This is a genomic window from Streptantibioticus ferralitis, from assembly GCF_029223525.1.
In the GTDB taxonomy this organism is placed as follows: Bacteria; Actinomycetota; Actinomycetes; order Streptomycetales; family Streptomycetaceae; genus Streptantibioticus_A; species Streptantibioticus_A ferralitis.
Map to the genome: position 1 here is coordinate 75,234 of NZ_JARHTQ010000015.1, position 16,979 is coordinate 92,212.

Below are 16,979 nucleotides of genomic sequence, written 5' to 3' on the forward strand. Positions count from 1 at the left end.
CGGTCGACCGGTGGCTTTGACCTACTCTTGCGTGGCGTCAGCGGGTATCTCGCGGGTTCTTGGCGCCGCCGTAGACCCGGACTTGGTATTCCTGGTCCTCGTTCAAGAGGACGACAGGGAGTTCACTGCGCCCCTCGTTGCGGGCACGGGCCAGCCGATGCCATCCGTCGATGATGAAAGCCGCGCCATCAGCCTCCCGGATTCGCACTGCGATAAGAGGGCGGTCGAGGTCGGCGTGGGGTACGTAATCTTCGTCTAGTCGAATAGCGCCCAGCCAGCCGTACCAGCCTTTCGGGTTCATCCGGTGGACCGGTAGATCGGCTGCTAGCTTCTTCGCTTCGGTCACATCCCAGCGAAAGGCTAGGAACTGGAAAAATTCACGGTCCGCCATCGCTCCTCCTCTCTTGGCCGTTGGCAGCGACTGTTTGTGTCGGGGCTCACTTAGATACGGCGAGAAGACACGCCCAAATACCGATCTTGGGGAAGTGATTCCGGGCCCGGCCGCCCGTCATCCCGCAATAGTGGCGACGGGTGAGCCGGTGAGTCAGCTGTACCTGAACCTGCCTTTCGGCAGGCAGTCGTGGGCGGGCTGTGGGGTGTGCCACAGATCCCTCTGAACGATCTGTGGCGGCCGGTAGTCGGCACCGATGGATTCCAGGGCGGGCAGGTCGAAGTAGCCCCATTCGCCTTGCGTCATGTAGTTGCCGAGGACGGCCCAGCCGTAGGCCAGGCCGGTGTTCGGGTCCAGTTCGGCCACGTACCACTCGCCCCAGCTGGCGAAGTAGCGCACGTGCATGATCTTGTCCTTCGACGGCACGTCCTCCGTGGCGTACAACGGAGGGATCTTGGCCATCTGGCCGGCGGGCGGGTAGAACTCGTGCCCGCGCAGGTCGCGGTGGACTTCCGGGAGCCGGATGAATTCCGTGGACATAGGAGCTTGCCTCCTCCGGGCAAGACGAGGGCCCCACGGATTCGACTGTGGGGCCGGTGCGTTAGAAGTCAGCGGGTAGGGATCACCGTCTGATCGCGGTACGGCGGTCGTGATCGTGGATCTCGCGCCGATGGCCGCTGCTCGGTCCTGCTGCGTTGGGTCCCCGCAGGAGGCGGCGGGGTGAGTGAGACGGGCCGCGCTACGAGCCTGGTTTGGCGGTTGGCGCACATGTCGCGCACCGGAGGAACGGGCATGCGCTCGCGCTGTTAACCGGTGGGCGCTGCGGTCACCGACTGCCCTCGCGGTGCATGGCTATCAGGTCGTGGGCCGTGGTTCCCCGGCCGTGCCATCGAGTTCCGTCCGGTGTGGTGGCCCAGACGTACTGCATGCGGTAGGGGCGTCCGCCTGGCGCGATGTGGTCGCGTACCTTGTAGCTGGTGATCTTGGCGAGTTCTCCACCCGACCAGGTGGTCAGCGCCACGTGATCGGGCGTTACGTATGCGGCGAAGGCGTCGGCCTTCTTGATGTCCTCCCGCTGCTGTTCGTCGGCGCAGGCGTAGCACATCGAGCGCCCTCGATAGATGGCGCGGCCGGTGCCTATCCCCTTCGGGGTGGGCGGGTGCCCGCAGTCGAGCACGTCGCCCGGAGTGAGGTCGGGCATGCTCGCCTCCTCTCCAAGGTGGTCACGCGGTGCGGGTCGCGGATGTCGTCGGCCGGGGGTCGCGGAGGTGGGTCTTCCGCGTGGGGTCGCTCGCGGCGCGTTCTTCGGTCCACACGAGCCAGGTCGTCGCCTGGATCACAGAGGGCAGGACGTGAACGCGCAGCGCAGCGAGGCGGTATGCCTGCGCGAACAGTTCGTACCGGGGCCGGTAGGACAGTCCGCGGTCGGTGTTGCCGTAGCGCGCGCCGACGGCGATGTCGTGCGCATGGCGGTCGATCACGACCGACCGGTGGTCATCGGGATCTGCGATGCACTGGTAGAAGTGCATCGTCTTCAAGCCCGCGGGTAAGACGCGGAGCGGATCCTCACCAACCAGGATCCGGCGGGCTTTGTCCAGCCGGTCGCGCACGTTGACCACTGGCTCGCCTGCGCACAAGGCGCTGGCCTGTCGGATGTTGCGGAGCCATGGTGTTTGGGCTGACAAGGCAGCGATCACGCCCGCCCCCTTGCGGGCATCGCCGCAGGCCATGGTCTTGGCCAGGTCATGTGCAATGCGGTACCAGTGCCTACCGCGTTCGCGTTGGTCGTCCGTTGCGCGGTGCCACACGGCGAGGATGTTGGACACCATGGTGTTGGTGTCGGCGTGAGTGAAGGTGCGCAGCCGGACGGGAACGGAGACGGCCATGATCTTCCCCTTTCTGGAAGATCGGTCGGTGGTGCGGTTCAGGCGAATTGCTCTTGCTCCTGCGCGATCTCGCAGGATTCGCGGTTACCTGTGACGAGTTGCGCCCAGTGCGCCATGTCCGGGCCTTCGGGGGGCCGGAAGATGTGCGTGATCAGACCGTGGCTGTCCGGGTGCTGCAGGGTGTATGCGGTGTCGCCGTCGGCGATGGCTGCGATGGCGGCCTCGCAGTCGTTGACCACGTCGCACCAGGGACAACCTTCTTTGGTGCCGAAGTGGCCGCAGATCTCGCCGTAGTCGTCCTGCTGACTCTTGATCTCGTCCCGCAGCATGGACAGCGCGCCGCCGGGATCGTCGAAGCAGACCAGGTCCGATTCGGGCAGGTACCCGGGCACGTTGTGCCCGACATGGATGTGCATGATCGGCTTCTCCTTCAGGCTGTGATCCCTGCATGTGCAAGGCGAAGGGGCCGGATACCCCCGCGAGGGGGGGAGGCGGGGGTATCCGGCGGCTTGGGGTGAATGGAGCGTCAGCGCATGACGGAGCGACCGCCCGCATGGCGCGGCGGTCGGCAAATGCGATGGCTGCTGACTCGCTTGTCGGCGAAGCTGCGTCGAGGGCAGCGGTTGAGTTCCTGCGGAGGTGATCCGCCTCAACAGCAGGCGCGGGCCCGGCGCTTGATCACTCTTCGGTGATCGCGATGGTGTAAGTCCTGGGCTTGCCCCAGGGGTCCAGGGCGATGACCTTGATCTTGACTGGCTCGCCGGGCACTGGGCTGATCAGGTATGCGTCCGTGATCCGCACGTCCCTGCTCAGTCGGACCAAGGGCTTGTAGATCTCGTAGCGCAGCTCAAGGGGGCTCATCGTTCCCCCTCGCTCTCGGACTTGATGTCGTCTGCCCGAAGCGCACGGATCCGCTGCTTGATCGTCGTCCAGTGATCGATAATCGAGTCAGCGCGGTTGTAGATCTCCCGCTTCGCCTCAGTCAGCGTCACAAGATCCGCGTACCCGCTCGCCTCCCGCTCGGGACGGATTGCCGGATATGCGTGGTCCGACCAGTCCACCCAGTAACGTCGTGCCATAGCCACCTCCTTACCTGTGTTTCCGTGGGTGGTTGATCACCCGCCGACTGCGCTCCTGGGGACACCCGATGCCGAGCCACAGGGCGGGGGCGGGGAGAAGTTCACGGTGCTGCCCACGGGTTCGATGCACCGTTCGCTCAAGTAGCGCGTCTCATCGACGCGATGAATGGAGGCCCAGGGGACCGGGCACCCCACCGGGTGGTGGAAAGTGGGGTGCCCAGCGACTTGGGCCGACACGGTCCTGATCTTCGGACCGCCGCTCGGTCAGCCAGAGGAGCGTGGCCGCGGTCGCGGCCGGGTGCGGCGTGGCAGCCGGCCGAACGCAGGTCGTCAGGCGATGCCGAACTGGAGATCGCCGTAGAGCCCGACCATGGGGTCGGTGTCGCCGTAGGTGTTCCAGTTCTTCATGCCATCGATCCGGTGCGGGTGAAACGGTGCCCAGGACGTGGGCGGGACGCGCAGAAACTCACGCGCCTCGTGGATCTCGATCTGTGCGATGGCGGCCAAGATCCGCTGATACAGCCGCAGGTCGTCCGGGCAGTCGCCCACCAGCAGCGGGAACTCCGCGTACGTGGTGATCTCCTCGGGGTACCCGTCGGCTGCCTGGTCCCGATTGGAGTTGCGCGCCGGGTACTCGACCCGGACCTTGATCGTGCCCTCGAAGCGGCTGGTGTGATCGGTCGCGGTGAACGTCCAACCAGGCTTGTAGATCAAGCCGTTGACCAGAGTGATCGCGGTACCGACCTCCATGACGATTCCTCTCTCCCTGGGTTGCCGACCCCCCTGCGGGGCCGAGGGGGCGCCGGTGCACGACCGGCGCCCGACGGCCCTTACAGGCGCGTCAGCGGTGCTTGGTGAGGAGAGAGGCAACGGCGCGGGCGAGGTTGTCGGCCCGCCCAGCCTTGCGCCCGTTGGTGTGGCCAAGGGCATAGATGAATACGGCAATGCACAGCATGGTGATCGCACCTGCCATGACCTTCCCCTCTCTGTCGGGCCCTGCCTCGTGCAAGACCAAGGGACCGGACGCCCCCAGGCAGGTGGGGCGTCCGGTCCCTTGGTCCGACAGTGCGGCTAGTGGCTGGTAGCGCGGCGGAAGACCTCCGCGCGCTGCTCGCCGGTCCACTCCCCGCGCAGGTAGACCGAGGTTTCCGTGACGCGCTGATCACTCCGGTACGGGTCGGCGTAGGAACCGCTGAGCCAGGTGTGTTCGCCGACGGCATCGGGGATCAGGTCCTGGGACGCTTCGGTGACGTCGGTCTTGCCGATCTGCTCGACCGCCCAGGCGATCACGTTGCCGTCCCACCAGTCGGCGTCGTCGGCGTCGTACACCACGCGTTCGGTCCGCGGACGCTCGATCGTCCGGCTGTCGCCGTCCATCCATTCGCCGCCGTAACGGCCGCCCGGGGGCGTGACGCGTTCGGGGGTGCGGTAGCTCACGACATGCCGCGTGATCTCGATCGTGAAAGCCATGCTCCACTCCCATGTGGGGTTCAAGGGATGGCCCCTGCCTGCCCCCGGCCGACCGCAGTCCGCGATGGAGGGGTGAGGGCGTCTGCGGACGGACTGTCACGGTGTGACGTCCGTGGCCAGGGGCAGGCAGGGAGTCAACGAGGGACCGCTCAGCGGTCGCTGTAGGCGAGGTCCGGAACGCCCAGCAGGCTGTCCGGGCCGGTGAAGTACGTCTCCGGGCGCGAGCGTTCGGCCTCCTGCAGCGCCTGACGGATCCGTACGAGGATGTCTTCCGGTTCGTGCTGTCGCGGCGCCGGAATGATCACAGGTGTCGCCCCCGCACGCTCCTCCCCGCAGCCGGCCGTGACGCACAGGTCGGGCATATACGCCGGGTACAGCTGCGATCCGACGTTGCGGTATGCCGTGGCCGGATACGCGCTCTCGAAGCCGTCAGCGCCCCGGTAGCGCTCCAGGGCGGTCGACACGATGGCGCGGGGGTGTTCGCGGAACAGTTCGCTCAGGACGTCCCGATACGCGTGCCAGCACGCGTAGGGCCCGTGCCGTCCGGACGCTGCCGTACGCGCCCCCGCACCCCTGCTGTCCGCCACCCGCAGACGTGCCGCGATCCGGTTGCGGCTGATCACGTGCGCGTCCGACGACACCATCACGTTGCCGCCGTAACTGACTTGGGAAATGTGGGCAGTGATCTCGTAGAAGTCGCCGAGTGCGACTCCGGTGATCTGCATGATCTTCCCTCTCATCGAAGATCAATACCGCCGCCGTCCAGCGGCAGCACGTGGAAGCGGAAGGGGCCCGCGGGTGATCAATCCGCAGACCCCTTACGGTCTGGCCCGTGCGAGTCGGGCACCGGGCGACATCTGGTCAGCAGTTCTGGGCGCACAGGACGTGCCACGCACTGTTGAACAGCTCAGTTCCGGGGCGGCCCTTCTTCGCATTCCAGAACTCCGACGGCTTTCCGCGGAAATCCTGTCTACGCAATGCAACCTCACCTATATACGGCGCACGAACCTACCCAATTCCCGATCACGCCGGGAAAGTGTCGAAGATTTTTCTGACACTCGGAAACGGAGGCTTGCGCGCCGTTCGGCGCGGCATTGCGTCTCACTTAAATACGGTTCCCGGGACCACCCGAATACCGATCACGGGAAAAGAATTTTCAAGATCTTTTCCGAATCGGAGTGCACCTCGGTGAGTGCCACTCAGGGCGTACATGTCGCCCCGAGACGCCACTACCCCGGGCCGGTCCAGCCACGTAGAACCGTCGGGCAGACCATGCCAAGGTACCCGTGCACCGTTCGGGGTGGTGCCGCATCGGACTGTCACCTATATACGGCGGGCTGGACACTCCGAATACCGATCATGACAGGGGAAAGTCGAGATTCTTTTCCCGCATGAAACAAGAGTGGATGCCGTGAGCCGTTACAGCTCACGGCATCCACTCTTACGTTTCCTCGGGTCTAGCTGTTGTCGCCCGTTCGCGTGCTGCGGTAGATCAGGTTTTCGCGCACCTCATCAAGGCGCGCGGTGAGGGTCCGCCATTCCTTGACGCCTGTGTCACGGGTACGCTGCACCTTAGACGACGAATTGCGAGGCCCCCCGTACAGGTCTTGTGCGGTTTTCCCGATCACCCCTGCCCGGCCGAGATCTTCCGCTTGGCTGGCGTGACGCAGGAGGCGCTTAAGGGTCGGATACTCGCTGCCGTCCCCCCATGCCTGCCGGAAGATCGTGGCGCTGTTGCCCGACAGGTACGGGGTCACGGCGAGCGTGGAGAGCTTGTCGGCGTGCGGGATCCCGCGCATGAGCTGGGCGGACGGTACGGCGTCGATCTCGTCGGGCTTGACGTCCAGTCGGTACCCGTTGCGTGCGGCAGCGTCCCGAACTGCCCAGTACTGGAGCGTTTTGCGGGTGACGATGATCGTTTCGCCATCCCGGCGGATGTACTGCCATGCCGACGGTTCCCGCGTCTCGACCCAAAGGGCGGCAACCTCGTACGAGGTGACGATTTCACGCAGCCGCTTCGCGAAGATCAAAACGGCGTCCTGGGTCACATCGTCGCTGACGTCATCCGTCCCATACAGGGCGCGTCCGCTGCGGACTACGGTGGCGCTCCCGTTCATCCGCTTACGGGATCGCGTGGAGTCGACAGCGCGGCAGTAGCCGCGGGCCATCCGCTGTAGATCCGTGAAGTCTCCCGGGGCCACGCGGGCCATGTCATCCGCCGTGACGTTGGAGCCATTTTGCGAGGCTCCCTTTACCGGGTTGGAATTCGACACGATCGCTCTCCGATCGATCGCGACGCGTACACTGTGTACTGCGTCTCGGTAATTCCATTCTCCCAAAATCCAGACTCACATCAAGACCCTGACATTCACTTTCCATATTCTTTACCGAAAGCCGTAGGGCGAGATCCAATCCGACATTCACTGCTACTTCAAAATCGCCCGCGAAGCCGAGGGCAGGAATTCGCGGCTAACGTCAAGGAAAAAAGAATTCCGGACCAGAAATTAGCCAGAATGTCGTTCGGACAACAAAATAAGTCAACCAAACCTCCATCCCGTCACTCCTCCTGCCCGCCAGCCCGCCCCGCTGACTGTTCACCCGCCTACCGGCTAGCCAGTTGCGGGCCACGCAGGAAGGGCCAAGGCGGCTGTGACCTGCGACAAGGCCAAGTGAGAGGGCTACCTCTCTAGCGCGTAGCCCGATGGGAACCCCGGTTCGCAGTGAGATCGGTAGCCCGATTGGCGACGACTCCGTGCAACCGTGATCATGTGTGCGTAGCCACATGTAGCCCCCGTGAGGGTGTATCTGGAAAAAATCGCTTTACCGCAGCGGCACGGCGTCGTAAGGTGGCCCGTCTACGTTGCGTTTCCATCAGCGGGGAGGGAGACGCGGTTGTCCGATCGCACCGACTGCAGCGTGAAGCAGAATGACGCCGCCCGCCAAGGGTGGCTTTTAAAGGGTAGGCGGTGGCGTCGTGGACGAAAAGAGCGCAATCCGACGGCACCGGACGATGAGAAGTATCTACAGCGGATCTACGACTTCCGTCAATTACTGAACGGCGAATGGGCTTGGGACGTTCTGGTCGCACTACACAACGGACCCATGCGGTACACGAATTTGCTCAACGCAATCCGCGAGAAGTCTTCGCGTAATAGCTGGCCGGGTAAGCAACACCAGCACATCCAGGACAGTACGCTGAACCGGACGCTTCGGCGCCTGGAGCAGGGGGAACTCGTGCAACGGTGCCGCGAGGATGAGTTTCCCTACCACGTGACGTACGAGTTGACGTCGGCCGCGCGAGAACTGCTGGTGGTGATCGTGCCGGTCATCGAGTGGGCCGAGTCGCATGCGGACCTGCTCAGTCGCGCCCAACAGCGCCGACATGATGAAGCGTCCGGGATCGAGTGACCATCCGCGGCCGCCCGTCCAGGGCCGAGACGACGTAGGTCCTGCACCGCGCGCCCCTGTCCTTGCCTGCGATCGTTAGCTCGCGGCTCGGTCGCGGGTGGGAGGGTTGGCTGGCCGGGGGCGTTGGAGGAATTCACACAAGGCCACGGTCTCGCGACTGGGTTGGTCGTCGAGTTCGGCCAGGATGGTGGTGAGCAGGGCGAGGGTGCGGGGGATGGCGTCGCGCTGGCCGAGGTGGGCTTGGAAGCGGGCGATGTCGCGGTAGATGGCCTCGTTGTAGCGGTCGAACGTGCGAGCCCGCTCCAGCAGAGCCAGGGCCTGTTCGGGCTCGGCATCGCGCAGCAGCCGGACGAGGGCGCTGACCGCATCGAGGACATCTCGGCGCAGTGCCTCGCGGGGTGCTTCGAGCCATTCGGCCATCAGTCCGTCGGCGAAGTCGCCGGTGTACAGGTCCACGACGCGCTCCAGCGCGGCGCGGCGCTGCTGCCCGTCAGCTTCACCACGGCTGGCCTGGAGGGCGTCGCGCAGGTTCCACAGGTCGACGGCGACGAGCTCGTGGTCGAGGGTGTAGTGGCCGTCGTGATGGACGGTGATGTCACTGAGGGCGTCGCGGGTGGCGGTGCGCAGGGCGCGGCGCAGTTGGCTCAAGGTGGCGTGGAAGCTGTTGTAGGGCCGGTCCGCCGGGGCGTCGGGCCAGATGGCCGTGGTGAGGGCTTCGCGGCGTGTCCCGTCCGGGTGCAGCGCGAGGTAGGCGAGGACTTCGCGCTGTTTCGGTGCCAGGACGTCGGTGAGATCAGCGTGCTGGCCGCCATCGTCTTGGTGATGGGTCAGGCGCATGCGACCGAGGACGGCCAGGTGCAATGAGGGTTCGGGTGCAGGAGGTGGCGCGGTGGGCGTGGTCGTCGTGGGCGCGGTTGATTCTGGTCCGCCGTGTGGCTCGGCCGAGGCTGCTCGCTGCCCGTCGCTCTCGGGCTCATCGATGGTCCGGGTACTAGCGATCGCGTCGCTGCGTGAGCGCAGCTGCGTTGCTGGCTCGGTGTCGGGTACAGCCTCTGGGCCATCGGCCGGGCCGAATTCATACGCATCGGGGTCAGCGGGGTCGCTGACGGGCTGTGGCTGGGCGGCGGTCAGCAGTGTGGGCGGGGCCTCGACGGGCGGTGGCGCAGGCCGGCGCGCCAGAGGGGGTTCGGGTGCAGGAGGTGGCGCGGTGGGCGTGGCCGTCGTGGTGTCGTCGGGTGTGCGGGGTGGTTCGGTGGGTTCGGCATCGCGAAGGAGGTCGAGAAGGTCGTTGGCGTCATGGGTGGGCAGGGTGAACAGGCGGGCTCCGGTCAGAGTTTCGGCGAGGGTGGGGTCGGCGGCTGCCACGGTTCCGTCGGGGCGGATGCGGGCGGTTCCTCCGGGGCGCCACTGCCCGATGAGGATGCCGACCATGCCGAGGGTGGAGCCGTTGTCGAGGATGGCTTGCAGGCGCCGGTCGGAGTGTTCCGCCGGCGTAGCGACGAGCACCAACTCGCTGTGGACTTGTGTGTGTTGGTCGGTCGCTGCGCGGGTGCGGGTGAAGAGTTCGCTTTCCATGGCTTCGAGCGCGCTGTCCAGGTCGGGGACGATGCGCAGCCGGGTGTGCGGCGTACGGGCGGGTTGCTCGTCGAGGAGCAGGCGGGCGTCGACCGCGGGGATGAGGATATCGACGCGGCGGTGTGGCGGCTGCTGCTGTTCGGCGAGCAAGGAGATGAGCAGGGCGCGGATGGCGTCGAGGGCGCCGGGGCCGACCAGCCCGAGTCCGCGAGCGCGGGCGAGGTTCCAGGCGAGGGCTTGGCCGTCTTTGACGCCGATGACGCGCCCGCCGACTGTTACCAGCTTTGCGGCGGTCTCCGCGTCGGCCTCCGGTTCGGGCTGGATGACAACTGCCGTTTCTGCGCTGCTGGGTTGGTTCAGTTCTTCGTCTGGGCTGGTCTGGTCGTGGGCGAAGCGCAGGGCACGTACGACCGGGGCGATGGTCAGGTCTGCGCGCTCTCCGCTGCCGGGCCGGTAACGGATCCGGCGCCGCAGCCGCACGGTCAGGAGGGCGGCGGTGATCAGTCCGGCAAGGCCGAGGCCGACGAACGCTCCGGTGTGCAGGGTGACGCCAGGACTCAGATGAGACGTGCCCTCGCCAGCGTGCGGGTGATGCGGGGCGGTCGCGGGTGGAGAGAGGGCGGGCCCCGTGGTGGGTGCCACCGAGGGCGTGGGCGCGGCGGGTTGGCTGCGGTTCGGGGCGGTGATGGGAGCGCTCGGGCGTGACGGGGTCGGGTGGGGCTTCGTGTCGGGGGGTGTCGTCGGGTGGTGGTCACCTCCTGTGGTAGGCGGTGGTTGGTTGGGCAGGAGGAGGGTCCAGCCGGGGCGGATCAGGTTGGGGTTGGTCAGGGTGTGCCCGTCGGGTTGGGGTCGGCCCTGGTTGAGGGCGTAGATCTGCGGCCAGTGGCTGCCGTCGCCCAGGGTGCGCTGGGCGATGCGCCACAGGCTGTCGTAGATGCCTTCGTGAGGCGGTTGTACGACGACGGTGCCCTCCCGGTCCGTGTGCACGCTTTGCGTGTCTCCGTGGGGCGGAGCGGGCTCGATGAAAGCCGCCATCGCTGCCGGAGTCGGACCGGTTGTGGTGGCGGTCGCCAGGGGGAGCCGGACGGTCGGGACAGCGACGGCCGGGGACTGCCCGGCGGCGGGGGTGGAACGTTGGGAGAGTAGGGAGAAGACGATCGTTCCGACGAGTATCGCGGCCAGGCAACGCAGCGGTCCTCCGGGGTGGACTGTGGGCCATTCCGTTGTTCTGGCTGCCTGTCCGGCGACGCGGACGACGTCGAGGGCGAACATGCACCAAGTGGGCCAGAGGATGCAGGCCATTGTGTTCAGCAGGAAGGTGGTGCTCATGGGGCTGAGCAGCGTGGCTTCCGCTTCGGTCCCGGTCGGGATGTGGTGCGGGAGCGGCCATCCTACGTAGTGCCACAGCCCCCAGGGGATCCCGGCCAGCAGGGCGGCGAGCACGGTGGCGGCGAGGATGCCGCGGATCAGCAGTCCGGCTCGGCGCGCGGTCCGGCGAGCTCGCTGGGGCTTGGGCCGGTCGCGGCGGGTGCGGTCGGGGTGGTGGGGTGCGGGCATGGCCGGACACCTTCTTCAGGGCTGGGGCGCATCGATTCCGTGGACGGGGTGGGCGGTTCCGGACCCGGTGACGGTCAGGGAGCCGATGCCGAGCAGGCCGAGGAGTTGGGGGTGTTGGTGGGCGGTGACCGTCACGGTCACGGTGTTGGCGGTGGCGGTGACCGTGCCGGTGTCGCCGGTGGAGGCCAGGAAGCGGGAGGCCAGCGCCCGGGCCTGATGGGGTACCAAGCGGACGGTGCCGTGCGCCCGGTAGGCTGCAAGATCGAGGGCTTGGGCTCCGGCTCGGGCCGCCTCTTGGGCTTCGCCGATGGCGCGGACCTTTGCGGCCAGTGCCAGGCCACCGTCCAGGACGAGGCCAGCGAACATGATCACGGCGACCACGATGATGACAAGGAAGGCGGTCACCTGGCCGCCGTCATCAGCGGGCAGTGTGCGCAAGCGAGCACTGAGACCGCGCGGGTATGTCACGGACTCTCACCTCCCGCGGCGTTCGCCGTCACAGTGGTGCCGCGGTATAGATCAACTGGCGAGGCGAAGTGGGCGCTCAGTGTCATGGCGCCTGGGACCTGCAGCAGTGCCAGGTCATGCAGGTTGGCCGTGCAGGAGACGCTGACCGTCACGGTCGAGCCGGGCTGGAGGGTGCCGCTGGTGGCGACGTTCAGGGACTGGCAGGTCACGCCGGCGTCGCTGAGGGCAGTAGTGGCGGTGGAGCGTGCGTCTGCCGCAGCGTCGGCGGGGTTGCGGTCCGAACTGGCAGCGCGGGCTGCCTGGTGAGCGACGTCCTCGATCCGCAAGCGGGTGTCCGACAGGCGGCCGCAGTACACCAAGAACCACAGCAGCAGGATCAGGATGCCGATGCTGAGGACGAGTTCGACCGTTGCCGACCCGCGAGTGTCACCGCGCAGCTCGGCCCAACTGCGCAGGGCCTGGCGCCACCGCGGCAGCTCAGCCCGGTGTAGGTCGCGGGTGGTGCTGTCGGGTCGGGTCATGACGCCGCCTGGCCGGGCTTGAACTTCTCTGTGGGGCCTGCGGCTTGGGCGTGGACCGGAAGGTGCAGAAAGGGCACGACGCTGCTGGCCGTCCCGGAGATTCGGACCTCCGCTCGGTGTGTGTTCCGGGTGATGTCGATATGGGTGGTGTGCAGGGGTCCGTGGCCGAGCTGGTCGAGGGTGCGCTGAGCCTCCTGCTGGCCCGCCGCGGTGGTGCCGCCTTGGACGCGGGTGGCGGACAACGCGTTGGCAGCGGTGGCCTGGGCGATGTGGCTGGCGTGGAACCACAGGGCGGCCTGAGCGAGCAGCAGCACCAACGTGAGCACGAGCGGCATGATTATTACCAACTCGGCGGTGACTTCTCCCCGCTCGTCCCGGCGCAGTTCGGCCAGGACACGCGCGGCAGTGCGACCGTGCTGATGCGCGCTGGTCTCGATGGGCGGCATGACGGCATGCTGCTTATTGGAAGGTGACGCTCTTGGCGGCGGCGAGGATCTTGGGGCCGAACAGGGCGGTGATGGCCAGGGCGAGGGCGGCGAGGAACGCGATCCAGATGACGTGCTCGGTGGTCACGCCACGCTCGTCGTCCGCGAGGCCGCGCAGGGCGGACTCGATCCGGGCCCAAAGCGAAATCAACCTGGACACGATCGGCTTCCTTTCGATCACAGGGAGGTGGTGATCTGGGTGAGGGCGGGATAGAAGACGAAGATGATGAAGCCGAAGGCCATGAGCATGCCGGGCAGGGCCATCCGCTCGGTGGCGGCGTTGGCCTTGCCTTCAGCTTCGGTGCTGCTGCGGCTGCGCATCGCGGCGGCCTTCGCCGCCAGTGAGGCACGGACCTTGGCGCCTTCGGTGCCCGCCAGGGAGAGTGCGGCGGCCAGTTCGGACAGCTCGCTGACGTCCAGCTCGTCGCCGAGCTGTCCCAGGGTGGTCCATGGGGAGGTGCGGGTCAGGCGGGCGGTGCTCAGCGCCCGCCGCAGTTGCTGGAACGACCAGCCCTGTCCTACCTCGACGGCGTCGGAGAGGGCGCCGTCGACTCCGGAGCCTCCGGCGAGCAGGATGTGGATCAGGCCCAGGTAGGCGCTCAGAGCGTGGCGGAAGGCAGTCCGTCGCCGGTCGGCCTCGGCTCGCACGGTGGCATCCGGCAGCAGGAAACCGCCGACCGCGCAGGCCAGCGATCCACCGAGCGGCACCGCCCACGGCAGCGGTCGACCTCCCAGGACGAGGACCAGGGCGAGCGCGGCAGGCAGCAGGAGTCCGGTGAGCGCGAGCGCCGCTTTCTCCGCCAGGTGCGTGTCCGCAGAGCGTTCAGCGACGGCCAGGTCCTGGCGCACGCTCCGGGTGGGCAGCCCCAAAGCGCGCAGCCACCCGGTGAAGGGCGCGCCCGTCCGCACTGCCCAACCGCCCTGACTGATGGTCAGCAGCGGCGGGGGTGCGGGGGTGGTGTTCAGCCGGGACATCAGCGTGGACAGGTGCGGCCGGGGCGGCATGAGCCAGACGGCCAGCGCCCACAGGCCCAAGCCGATACCTGCGGCCAGCAGCATCAACACGATCACGGGGACACCTCCTGACCGGCGGCGTCGCCTCGCCCAGCGGTGCTGGAGATGGCGTCCCATCCGGTCAGGAACCGGTCGGGTTCCTCCAGGCGGGCCATCCGGCGCAGCCAGATGAACGCCACGGTGAACAGGGCCCCGATGACCAGCAGGACGAGTTGGCCCGTCGCCGAGTCGTAGGGGCGTAGGAAGGTGGGGTTGAGCAGGATCAGGCCGCTGGCGAACGACAAGGTGGTGATGACCACGACGCGCATGGTGGTGCGGGTGCGGGCGCGGCTGGCCTCCACGCGCTGGCGCATCTCGACCTGAGCACGAGCGGTAGCCGCCAGCTCACCGAGAAGGGAGGCCAGTTGGCGGGCTTGGTGCTCGGAAGCGAGGATCAGCGCGGCAATTACCAGGTCGGCGCTCGGGTCGGCCAGATCGTCCGCGAGGTGACGCAGGGACGGGGCCAGGCGCTCGCCGCGCTCCAGCCGCTCGGCCAACTCCTCGATCTGCGGGCGAATCGCCTTTGGTGCGGTGCGCGCGGTAGCCAGGATCGTCTGCTCCAAGCCCGCCGCGGCAGCCAGGGTGTCGCGCAGCATCTCCGTCCACCCGGCGATGCCCTCGATCCGGGCGGTGCGTTCCTGCTCGCCGGAAGTCGATCCGAGGATGCGCGGAAGGCTCCAGGCGGCCATGGCCGCCAGCAACCCTCCGACCACCCATCCGGTGACTGCACCGATCAGGAGCCCAACGGCTCCCGCCAAGGCCAGCCAGCGCCCCAGATGCCGCCGCCCACGAACTTCCCTCACGCCTGGCCAGCGGCGTATCGCAGGTTGGTCAGCGTTTGAGCTGGTACGCCAGGCGCGGAACAACACCAGCAGACCGACACCAACTCCCAGTCCGCACAGGCCCAGTAGGGCGACGAAGCCGTTCATCCGCGCCACCACCACTCCGGGCGCTGCACCAGGTCGGCGTCGAAGCCGGCAGCCATCAATTCCTGGACGGTCTCGGAGCGCAGTGGCACACCCGGTACGGCGCGTAGGTCAGGTCCCGGCCGGAAGACCTCGTTGGAGACGATCTGCTTGTCGTCCGCGTCGACCACTTCCCGGATCGAGGACACCACGCGTTTGCTCGTCTGGCTACGTGGTTTGTCGAGGTGGATCACGAAGTCGAGGGCGGCTGCGACCAGCAGGTTGGTGGCCTCCAGCGGGAGCCGTTCGGGGCCTTGGACGGCGTAGGCGGCCAGCTTGGTGAACGCGCCGTGGCTGGTCGAGGCGTGCAAGGTGGCCATGGAGCCGTCGTTGCCCTGGGTCATCGCGTTGCACATCGGAATCACTTCCGGTCCGCGGACCTCGCCGACGATGACCCGGTCCGGGGACATCCGCAGCGCCCAGCGCACCAACTCGGACTGGCTCACGGCTCCTTGGCCTTCGATGTTCGCCTCGCGGGCCTGCATCGCGACCACATCCGGGTGGGCGTCGCCGTCGGCGTCCAGACCGAGTTCGAAGGTGTCCTCGATGGTGACCAGCCGCTCCCAGGGCGGGATCTCGGCGGCCAGGGCGCGCAGCATCGTGGTCTTGCCGATCGCGGTTCCCCCGGTGACGAGCACGTTCTTGCGTGCGCGGACGATCGCGCCGAGCAGGGATTCCAAGACGGGGTCGATGGTGCCCATCTGTCGCAACTGGGCGAGGGTGATCTTGGTGTAGCGGTGGCGGCGGATCGACACCGACGGGCGCGTGGTGACCGCCATGACTGCGAAGACGCGTTCCCCGGAGGGGAGTTGGAAGTTCACGCCGGGGCTGCCGCGGTCGAAGCGGCGCTCCTCAACGCCCGCGTGCGCGGCCAGGTCCCGGATCAGTTGGATGAGCTCGGTATCCGAGCCGACCACCGGGGGTAGCTGTTCGCGGTGGCCGTCGGCGTAGCGGACGAAGACCCGTTCGCCGTTGATGTTGATGTTCTCGATCTCCGGGTTACGCAGCAGGGGCTCCAGTCCGGCCAAGCCGAAGACCTCGTCCAGCACTGAGGCGATCACCTGCTGCTCGACCTCCGGCGTCACCACGCCTCCACCGCGGGTCAGCTGCTGATGAGCATGGGATTCGGCGGCATCCGCCAAGATCGCCTCTGCTTCGACGCGCCGTTGCTGAGGTGTCATCGGCGGGCGGCCGGCGTCCTCCTCCGCCCGGATCCGCTGCGACAGCCGCACGGACAACTGCTGGCGCAGGTGCCTCCGCAGCAGTTCCGCGGGCGAGTCCACCGGGAGCCCGGCACCAGCCAGGTCATCCGGTCCCGGCAATCGGACCCCCTCCTGACGGCGCCAGCCGGAGTCCTGGACCTTGATCACACCGCCCTGTGGCAGGGCACGGTTGTTGCTCGGCTGGTTCATCGCGGGACCCCGTTCGGCGACGCGGCGGGCGCGCTGGCCCAGAACTGTTGATGTCCGAGCGGGCTTGGTGGGGGTGCATAGCCGGGCGCCCCGCGGTTGTTCGATACGAGGGCTTCGGCCTGTGCGTGGTAGGCGATGGCTGCGGCGAGGTCGACCATGGCTCGCCCGAGCAGCGAGCGCGCAGGAGCAGACCGCCTACTGGTCTCCCCGCCGAGGACAGCTGCGCCCCTCGGGTCGTACGGGAGGCGCCCGATCACCGGAATACCCAAGGTCTGAGACACCTCGGTGGTCGGGTAGCCGTCGCCGACCAGGACGAAGCATGGCCTGGGCGACCACCGCGCCGCGGCCGACAGCCGGGTGGCTACGTGGGACAGGGCATCATCACGGGCACGGGACAGCAGCACCATCACATCGGCCACCCGTAGGACGGCCATAGCCAGGGAATCGGTGTCGATCCGGCCGCAATCCGCGATCACCACGGTGCCCGCCCGATCCGCGGCCCGGCGCAGCACAGACGCCTGTCGCCCGGTGATCTCCCCCAGCGCCGCGCACGCCTGCACCGCACCAGCCGGGCCGATCACTACGGGCAGGCCGCCGGGCAGCCGCTGAGTGTGCTGCCACACCAGTCCCGGCTCCGTAGACCTGCGCGCGGCAGCCGCCATGCTCACCAGCCCTGGCGAGGTCTCCAGACGGAACCGAGCCAACAGGT

General features: G+C 67.4%; 22 protein-coding genes. 1 reads left to right on the top strand and 21 read right to left on the bottom strand.

Going from position 1 to position 16,979, the window contains the following annotated elements:
* Positions 1-37: 37 nt before the first annotated feature.
* The 12 genes from P2L57_RS22375 to P2L57_RS22430 form a co-directional block, all read right to left on the bottom strand.
* On the bottom strand, positions 38-391 hold the full coding sequence (locus P2L57_RS22375) for a hypothetical protein (protein WP_275817307.1): 354 nt from the start codon (positions 389-391) through the stop codon (positions 38-40).
* A 153-nt stretch (positions 392-544) separates the two neighbouring features.
* Positions 545-931, bottom strand: a complete 387-nt coding sequence (locus tag P2L57_RS22380; RefSeq protein WP_275817309.1) for a hypothetical protein — start codon at positions 929-931, stop codon at positions 545-547.
* Between the two features lie 286 nt (positions 932-1,217).
* Positions 1,218-1,592: a hypothetical protein gene (locus P2L57_RS22385; protein WP_275817311.1), complete on the bottom strand. Its 375-nt coding sequence runs from the start codon at positions 1,590-1,592 to the stop codon at positions 1,218-1,220.
* Between the two features lie 22 nt (positions 1,593-1,614).
* Complete coding sequence (locus P2L57_RS22390) at positions 1,615-2,277, bottom strand: DUF7178 family protein (RefSeq protein WP_275817313.1); 663 nt, start codon at positions 2,275-2,277, stop codon at positions 1,615-1,617.
* Between the two features lie 38 nt (positions 2,278-2,315).
* Positions 2,316-2,693 carry a hypothetical protein gene (locus P2L57_RS22395; protein WP_275817315.1) on the bottom strand — a complete coding sequence of 126 codons (378 nt, stop codon included), beginning with the start codon at positions 2,691-2,693 and terminating at the stop codon, positions 2,316-2,318.
* Between the two features lie 262 nt (positions 2,694-2,955).
* A complete protein-coding gene (locus P2L57_RS22400) occupies positions 2,956-3,138 on the bottom strand; it encodes a hypothetical protein (RefSeq protein WP_275817317.1) in 183 nt (60 codons plus the stop codon).
* Positions 3,135-3,356, bottom strand: a complete 222-nt coding sequence (locus tag P2L57_RS22405) for a hypothetical protein (RefSeq protein ID WP_275817319.1) — start codon at positions 3,354-3,356, stop codon at positions 3,135-3,137. Before P2L57_RS22405 ends, P2L57_RS22400 begins: the two co-directional genes overlap by 4 nt.
* A 330-nt stretch (positions 3,357-3,686) precedes the next feature.
* Entirely contained in the window at positions 3,687-4,106 is a 420-nt protein-coding gene (locus P2L57_RS22410) for a hypothetical protein (protein ID WP_275817321.1), read from the bottom strand.
* Between the two features lie 91 nt (positions 4,107-4,197).
* Complete coding sequence (locus P2L57_RS22415) at positions 4,198-4,329, bottom strand: hypothetical protein (RefSeq protein ID WP_275817323.1); 132 nt, start codon at positions 4,327-4,329, stop codon at positions 4,198-4,200.
* Between the two features lie 98 nt (positions 4,330-4,427).
* Positions 4,428-4,826, bottom strand: coding sequence for a hypothetical protein (locus tag P2L57_RS22420; protein WP_275817325.1), 399 nt, complete (start codon positions 4,824-4,826; stop codon positions 4,428-4,430).
* 149 nt (positions 4,827-4,975) lie between these two features.
* Positions 4,976-5,566, bottom strand: coding sequence for a hypothetical protein (locus P2L57_RS22425; RefSeq protein ID WP_275817327.1), 591 nt, complete (start codon positions 5,564-5,566; stop codon positions 4,976-4,978).
* A 717-nt stretch (positions 5,567-6,283) separates the two neighbouring features.
* Complete coding sequence (locus P2L57_RS22430) at positions 6,284-7,099, bottom strand: hypothetical protein (RefSeq protein ID WP_275817329.1); 816 nt, start codon at positions 7,097-7,099, stop codon at positions 6,284-6,286.
* A gap of 619 nt (positions 7,100-7,718) precedes the next feature.
* On the opposite strand from P2L57_RS22430, the gene P2L57_RS22435 reads away from it, so the two are divergent.
* On the top strand, positions 7,719-8,234 hold the full coding sequence (locus P2L57_RS22435; RefSeq protein WP_275817331.1) for a winged helix-turn-helix transcriptional regulator: 516 nt from the start codon (positions 7,719-7,721) through the stop codon (positions 8,232-8,234).
* A 75-nt stretch (positions 8,235-8,309) separates the two neighbouring features.
* Here the strand turns inward: P2L57_RS22435 and P2L57_RS22440 are convergent, their stop codons facing one another.
* Genes P2L57_RS22440 through P2L57_RS22480 form a run of 9 tightly spaced genes read right to left on the bottom strand, consistent with a single transcriptional unit; the run spans position 8,310 to position 16,974 of the window.
* Positions 8,310-11,366 (bottom strand): LysM peptidoglycan-binding domain-containing protein, encoded by a 3,057-nt coding sequence (locus P2L57_RS22440; protein ID WP_275817333.1) that lies wholly within the window; start codon positions 11,364-11,366, stop codon positions 8,310-8,312.
* 15 nt (positions 11,367-11,381) lie between these two features.
* Positions 11,382-11,834, bottom strand: a complete 453-nt coding sequence (locus P2L57_RS22445; protein ID WP_275817335.1) for a TadE/TadG family type IV pilus assembly protein — start codon at positions 11,832-11,834, stop codon at positions 11,382-11,384.
* The gene (locus P2L57_RS22450) at positions 11,831-12,355 is read right to left on the bottom strand and encodes a TadE/TadG family type IV pilus assembly protein (protein WP_275817337.1); all 525 of its coding nucleotides are present in this window, start codon (positions 12,353-12,355) and stop codon (positions 11,831-11,833) included. The genes P2L57_RS22445 and P2L57_RS22450 overlap by 4 nt, the downstream gene beginning before the upstream one ends.
* Positions 12,352-12,801 carry a TadE/TadG family type IV pilus assembly protein gene (locus tag P2L57_RS22455; protein ID WP_275817339.1) on the bottom strand — a complete coding sequence of 150 codons (450 nt, stop codon included), beginning with the start codon at positions 12,799-12,801 and terminating at the stop codon, positions 12,352-12,354. Before P2L57_RS22455 ends, P2L57_RS22450 begins: the two co-directional genes overlap by 4 nt.
* A 13-nt stretch (positions 12,802-12,814) precedes the next feature.
* The gene (locus tag P2L57_RS22460) at positions 12,815-13,000 is read right to left on the bottom strand and encodes a hypothetical protein (RefSeq protein WP_275817341.1); all 186 of its coding nucleotides are present in this window, start codon (positions 12,998-13,000) and stop codon (positions 12,815-12,817) included.
* A gap of 17 nt (positions 13,001-13,017) precedes the next feature.
* Positions 13,018-13,911 carry a type II secretion system F family protein gene (locus P2L57_RS22465; RefSeq protein ID WP_275817343.1) on the bottom strand — a complete coding sequence of 298 codons (894 nt, stop codon included), beginning with the start codon at positions 13,909-13,911 and terminating at the stop codon, positions 13,018-13,020.
* On the bottom strand, positions 13,908-14,822 hold the full coding sequence (locus P2L57_RS22470; RefSeq protein ID WP_275817345.1) for a type II secretion system F family protein: 915 nt from the start codon (positions 14,820-14,822) through the stop codon (positions 13,908-13,910). Before P2L57_RS22470 ends, P2L57_RS22465 begins: the two co-directional genes overlap by 4 nt.
* Positions 14,819-16,270, bottom strand: coding sequence for a TadA family conjugal transfer-associated ATPase (locus P2L57_RS22475; RefSeq protein WP_275817347.1), 1,452 nt, complete (start codon positions 16,268-16,270; stop codon positions 14,819-14,821). The genes P2L57_RS22470 and P2L57_RS22475 overlap by 4 nt, the downstream gene beginning before the upstream one ends.
* Positions 16,267-16,974 (bottom strand): hypothetical protein, encoded by a 708-nt coding sequence (locus tag P2L57_RS22480; protein ID WP_275817349.1) that lies wholly within the window; start codon positions 16,972-16,974, stop codon positions 16,267-16,269. The genes P2L57_RS22475 and P2L57_RS22480 overlap by 4 nt, the downstream gene beginning before the upstream one ends.
* Positions 16,975-16,979: the final 5 nt, after the last annotated feature.

What these genes read in the sequence shown, in the direction of transcription:
- P2L57_RS22440 (WP_275817333.1), bottom strand. Translation starts at nt 11,366, where the DNA reads ATGCCCGCACCCCACCACCCCGACCGCACCCGCCGCGACCGGCCCAAG.
- P2L57_RS22395 (WP_275817315.1), bottom strand. Translation starts at nt 2,693, where the DNA reads ATGCACATCCATGTCGGGCACAACGTGCCCGGGTACCTGCCCGAATCG.
- P2L57_RS22455 (WP_275817339.1), bottom strand. Translation starts at nt 12,801, where the DNA reads ATGCCGCCCATCGAGACCAGCGCGCATCAGCACGGTCGCACTGCCGCG.
- P2L57_RS22385 (WP_275817311.1), bottom strand. Translation starts at nt 1,592, where the DNA reads ATGCCCGACCTCACTCCGGGCGACGTGCTCGACTGCGGGCACCCGCCC.
- P2L57_RS22415 (WP_275817323.1), bottom strand. Translation starts at nt 4,329, where the DNA reads ATGGCAGGTGCGATCACCATGCTGTGCATTGCCGTATTCATCTATGCC.
- P2L57_RS22450 (WP_275817337.1), bottom strand. Translation starts at nt 12,355, where the DNA reads ATGACCCGACCCGACAGCACCACCCGCGACCTACACCGGGCTGAGCTG.
- P2L57_RS22470 (WP_275817345.1), bottom strand. Translation starts at nt 14,822, where the DNA reads ATGAACGGCTTCGTCGCCCTACTGGGCCTGTGCGGACTGGGAGTTGGT.
- P2L57_RS22420 (WP_275817325.1), bottom strand. Translation starts at nt 4,826, where the DNA reads ATGGCTTTCACGATCGAGATCACGCGGCATGTCGTGAGCTACCGCACC.
- P2L57_RS22425 (WP_275817327.1), bottom strand. Translation starts at nt 5,566, where the DNA reads ATGAGAGGGAAGATCATGCAGATCACCGGAGTCGCACTCGGCGACTTC.
- P2L57_RS22390 (WP_275817313.1), bottom strand. Translation starts at nt 2,277, where the DNA reads ATGGCCGTCTCCGTTCCCGTCCGGCTGCGCACCTTCACTCACGCCGAC.
- P2L57_RS22410 (WP_275817321.1), bottom strand. Translation starts at nt 4,106, where the DNA reads ATGGAGGTCGGTACCGCGATCACTCTGGTCAACGGCTTGATCTACAAG.
- P2L57_RS22380 (WP_275817309.1), bottom strand. Translation starts at nt 931, where the DNA reads ATGTCCACGGAATTCATCCGGCTCCCGGAAGTCCACCGCGACCTGCGC.
- P2L57_RS22375 (WP_275817307.1), bottom strand. Translation starts at nt 391, where the DNA reads ATGGCGGACCGTGAATTTTTCCAGTTCCTAGCCTTTCGCTGGGATGTG.
- P2L57_RS22405 (WP_275817319.1), bottom strand. Translation starts at nt 3,356, where the DNA reads ATGGCACGACGTTACTGGGTGGACTGGTCGGACCACGCATATCCGGCA.
- P2L57_RS22475 (WP_275817347.1), bottom strand. Translation starts at nt 16,270, where the DNA reads ATGAACCAGCCGAGCAACAACCGTGCCCTGCCACAGGGCGGTGTGATC.
- P2L57_RS22400 (WP_275817317.1), bottom strand. Translation starts at nt 3,138, where the DNA reads ATGAGCCCCCTTGAGCTGCGCTACGAGATCTACAAGCCCTTGGTCCGA.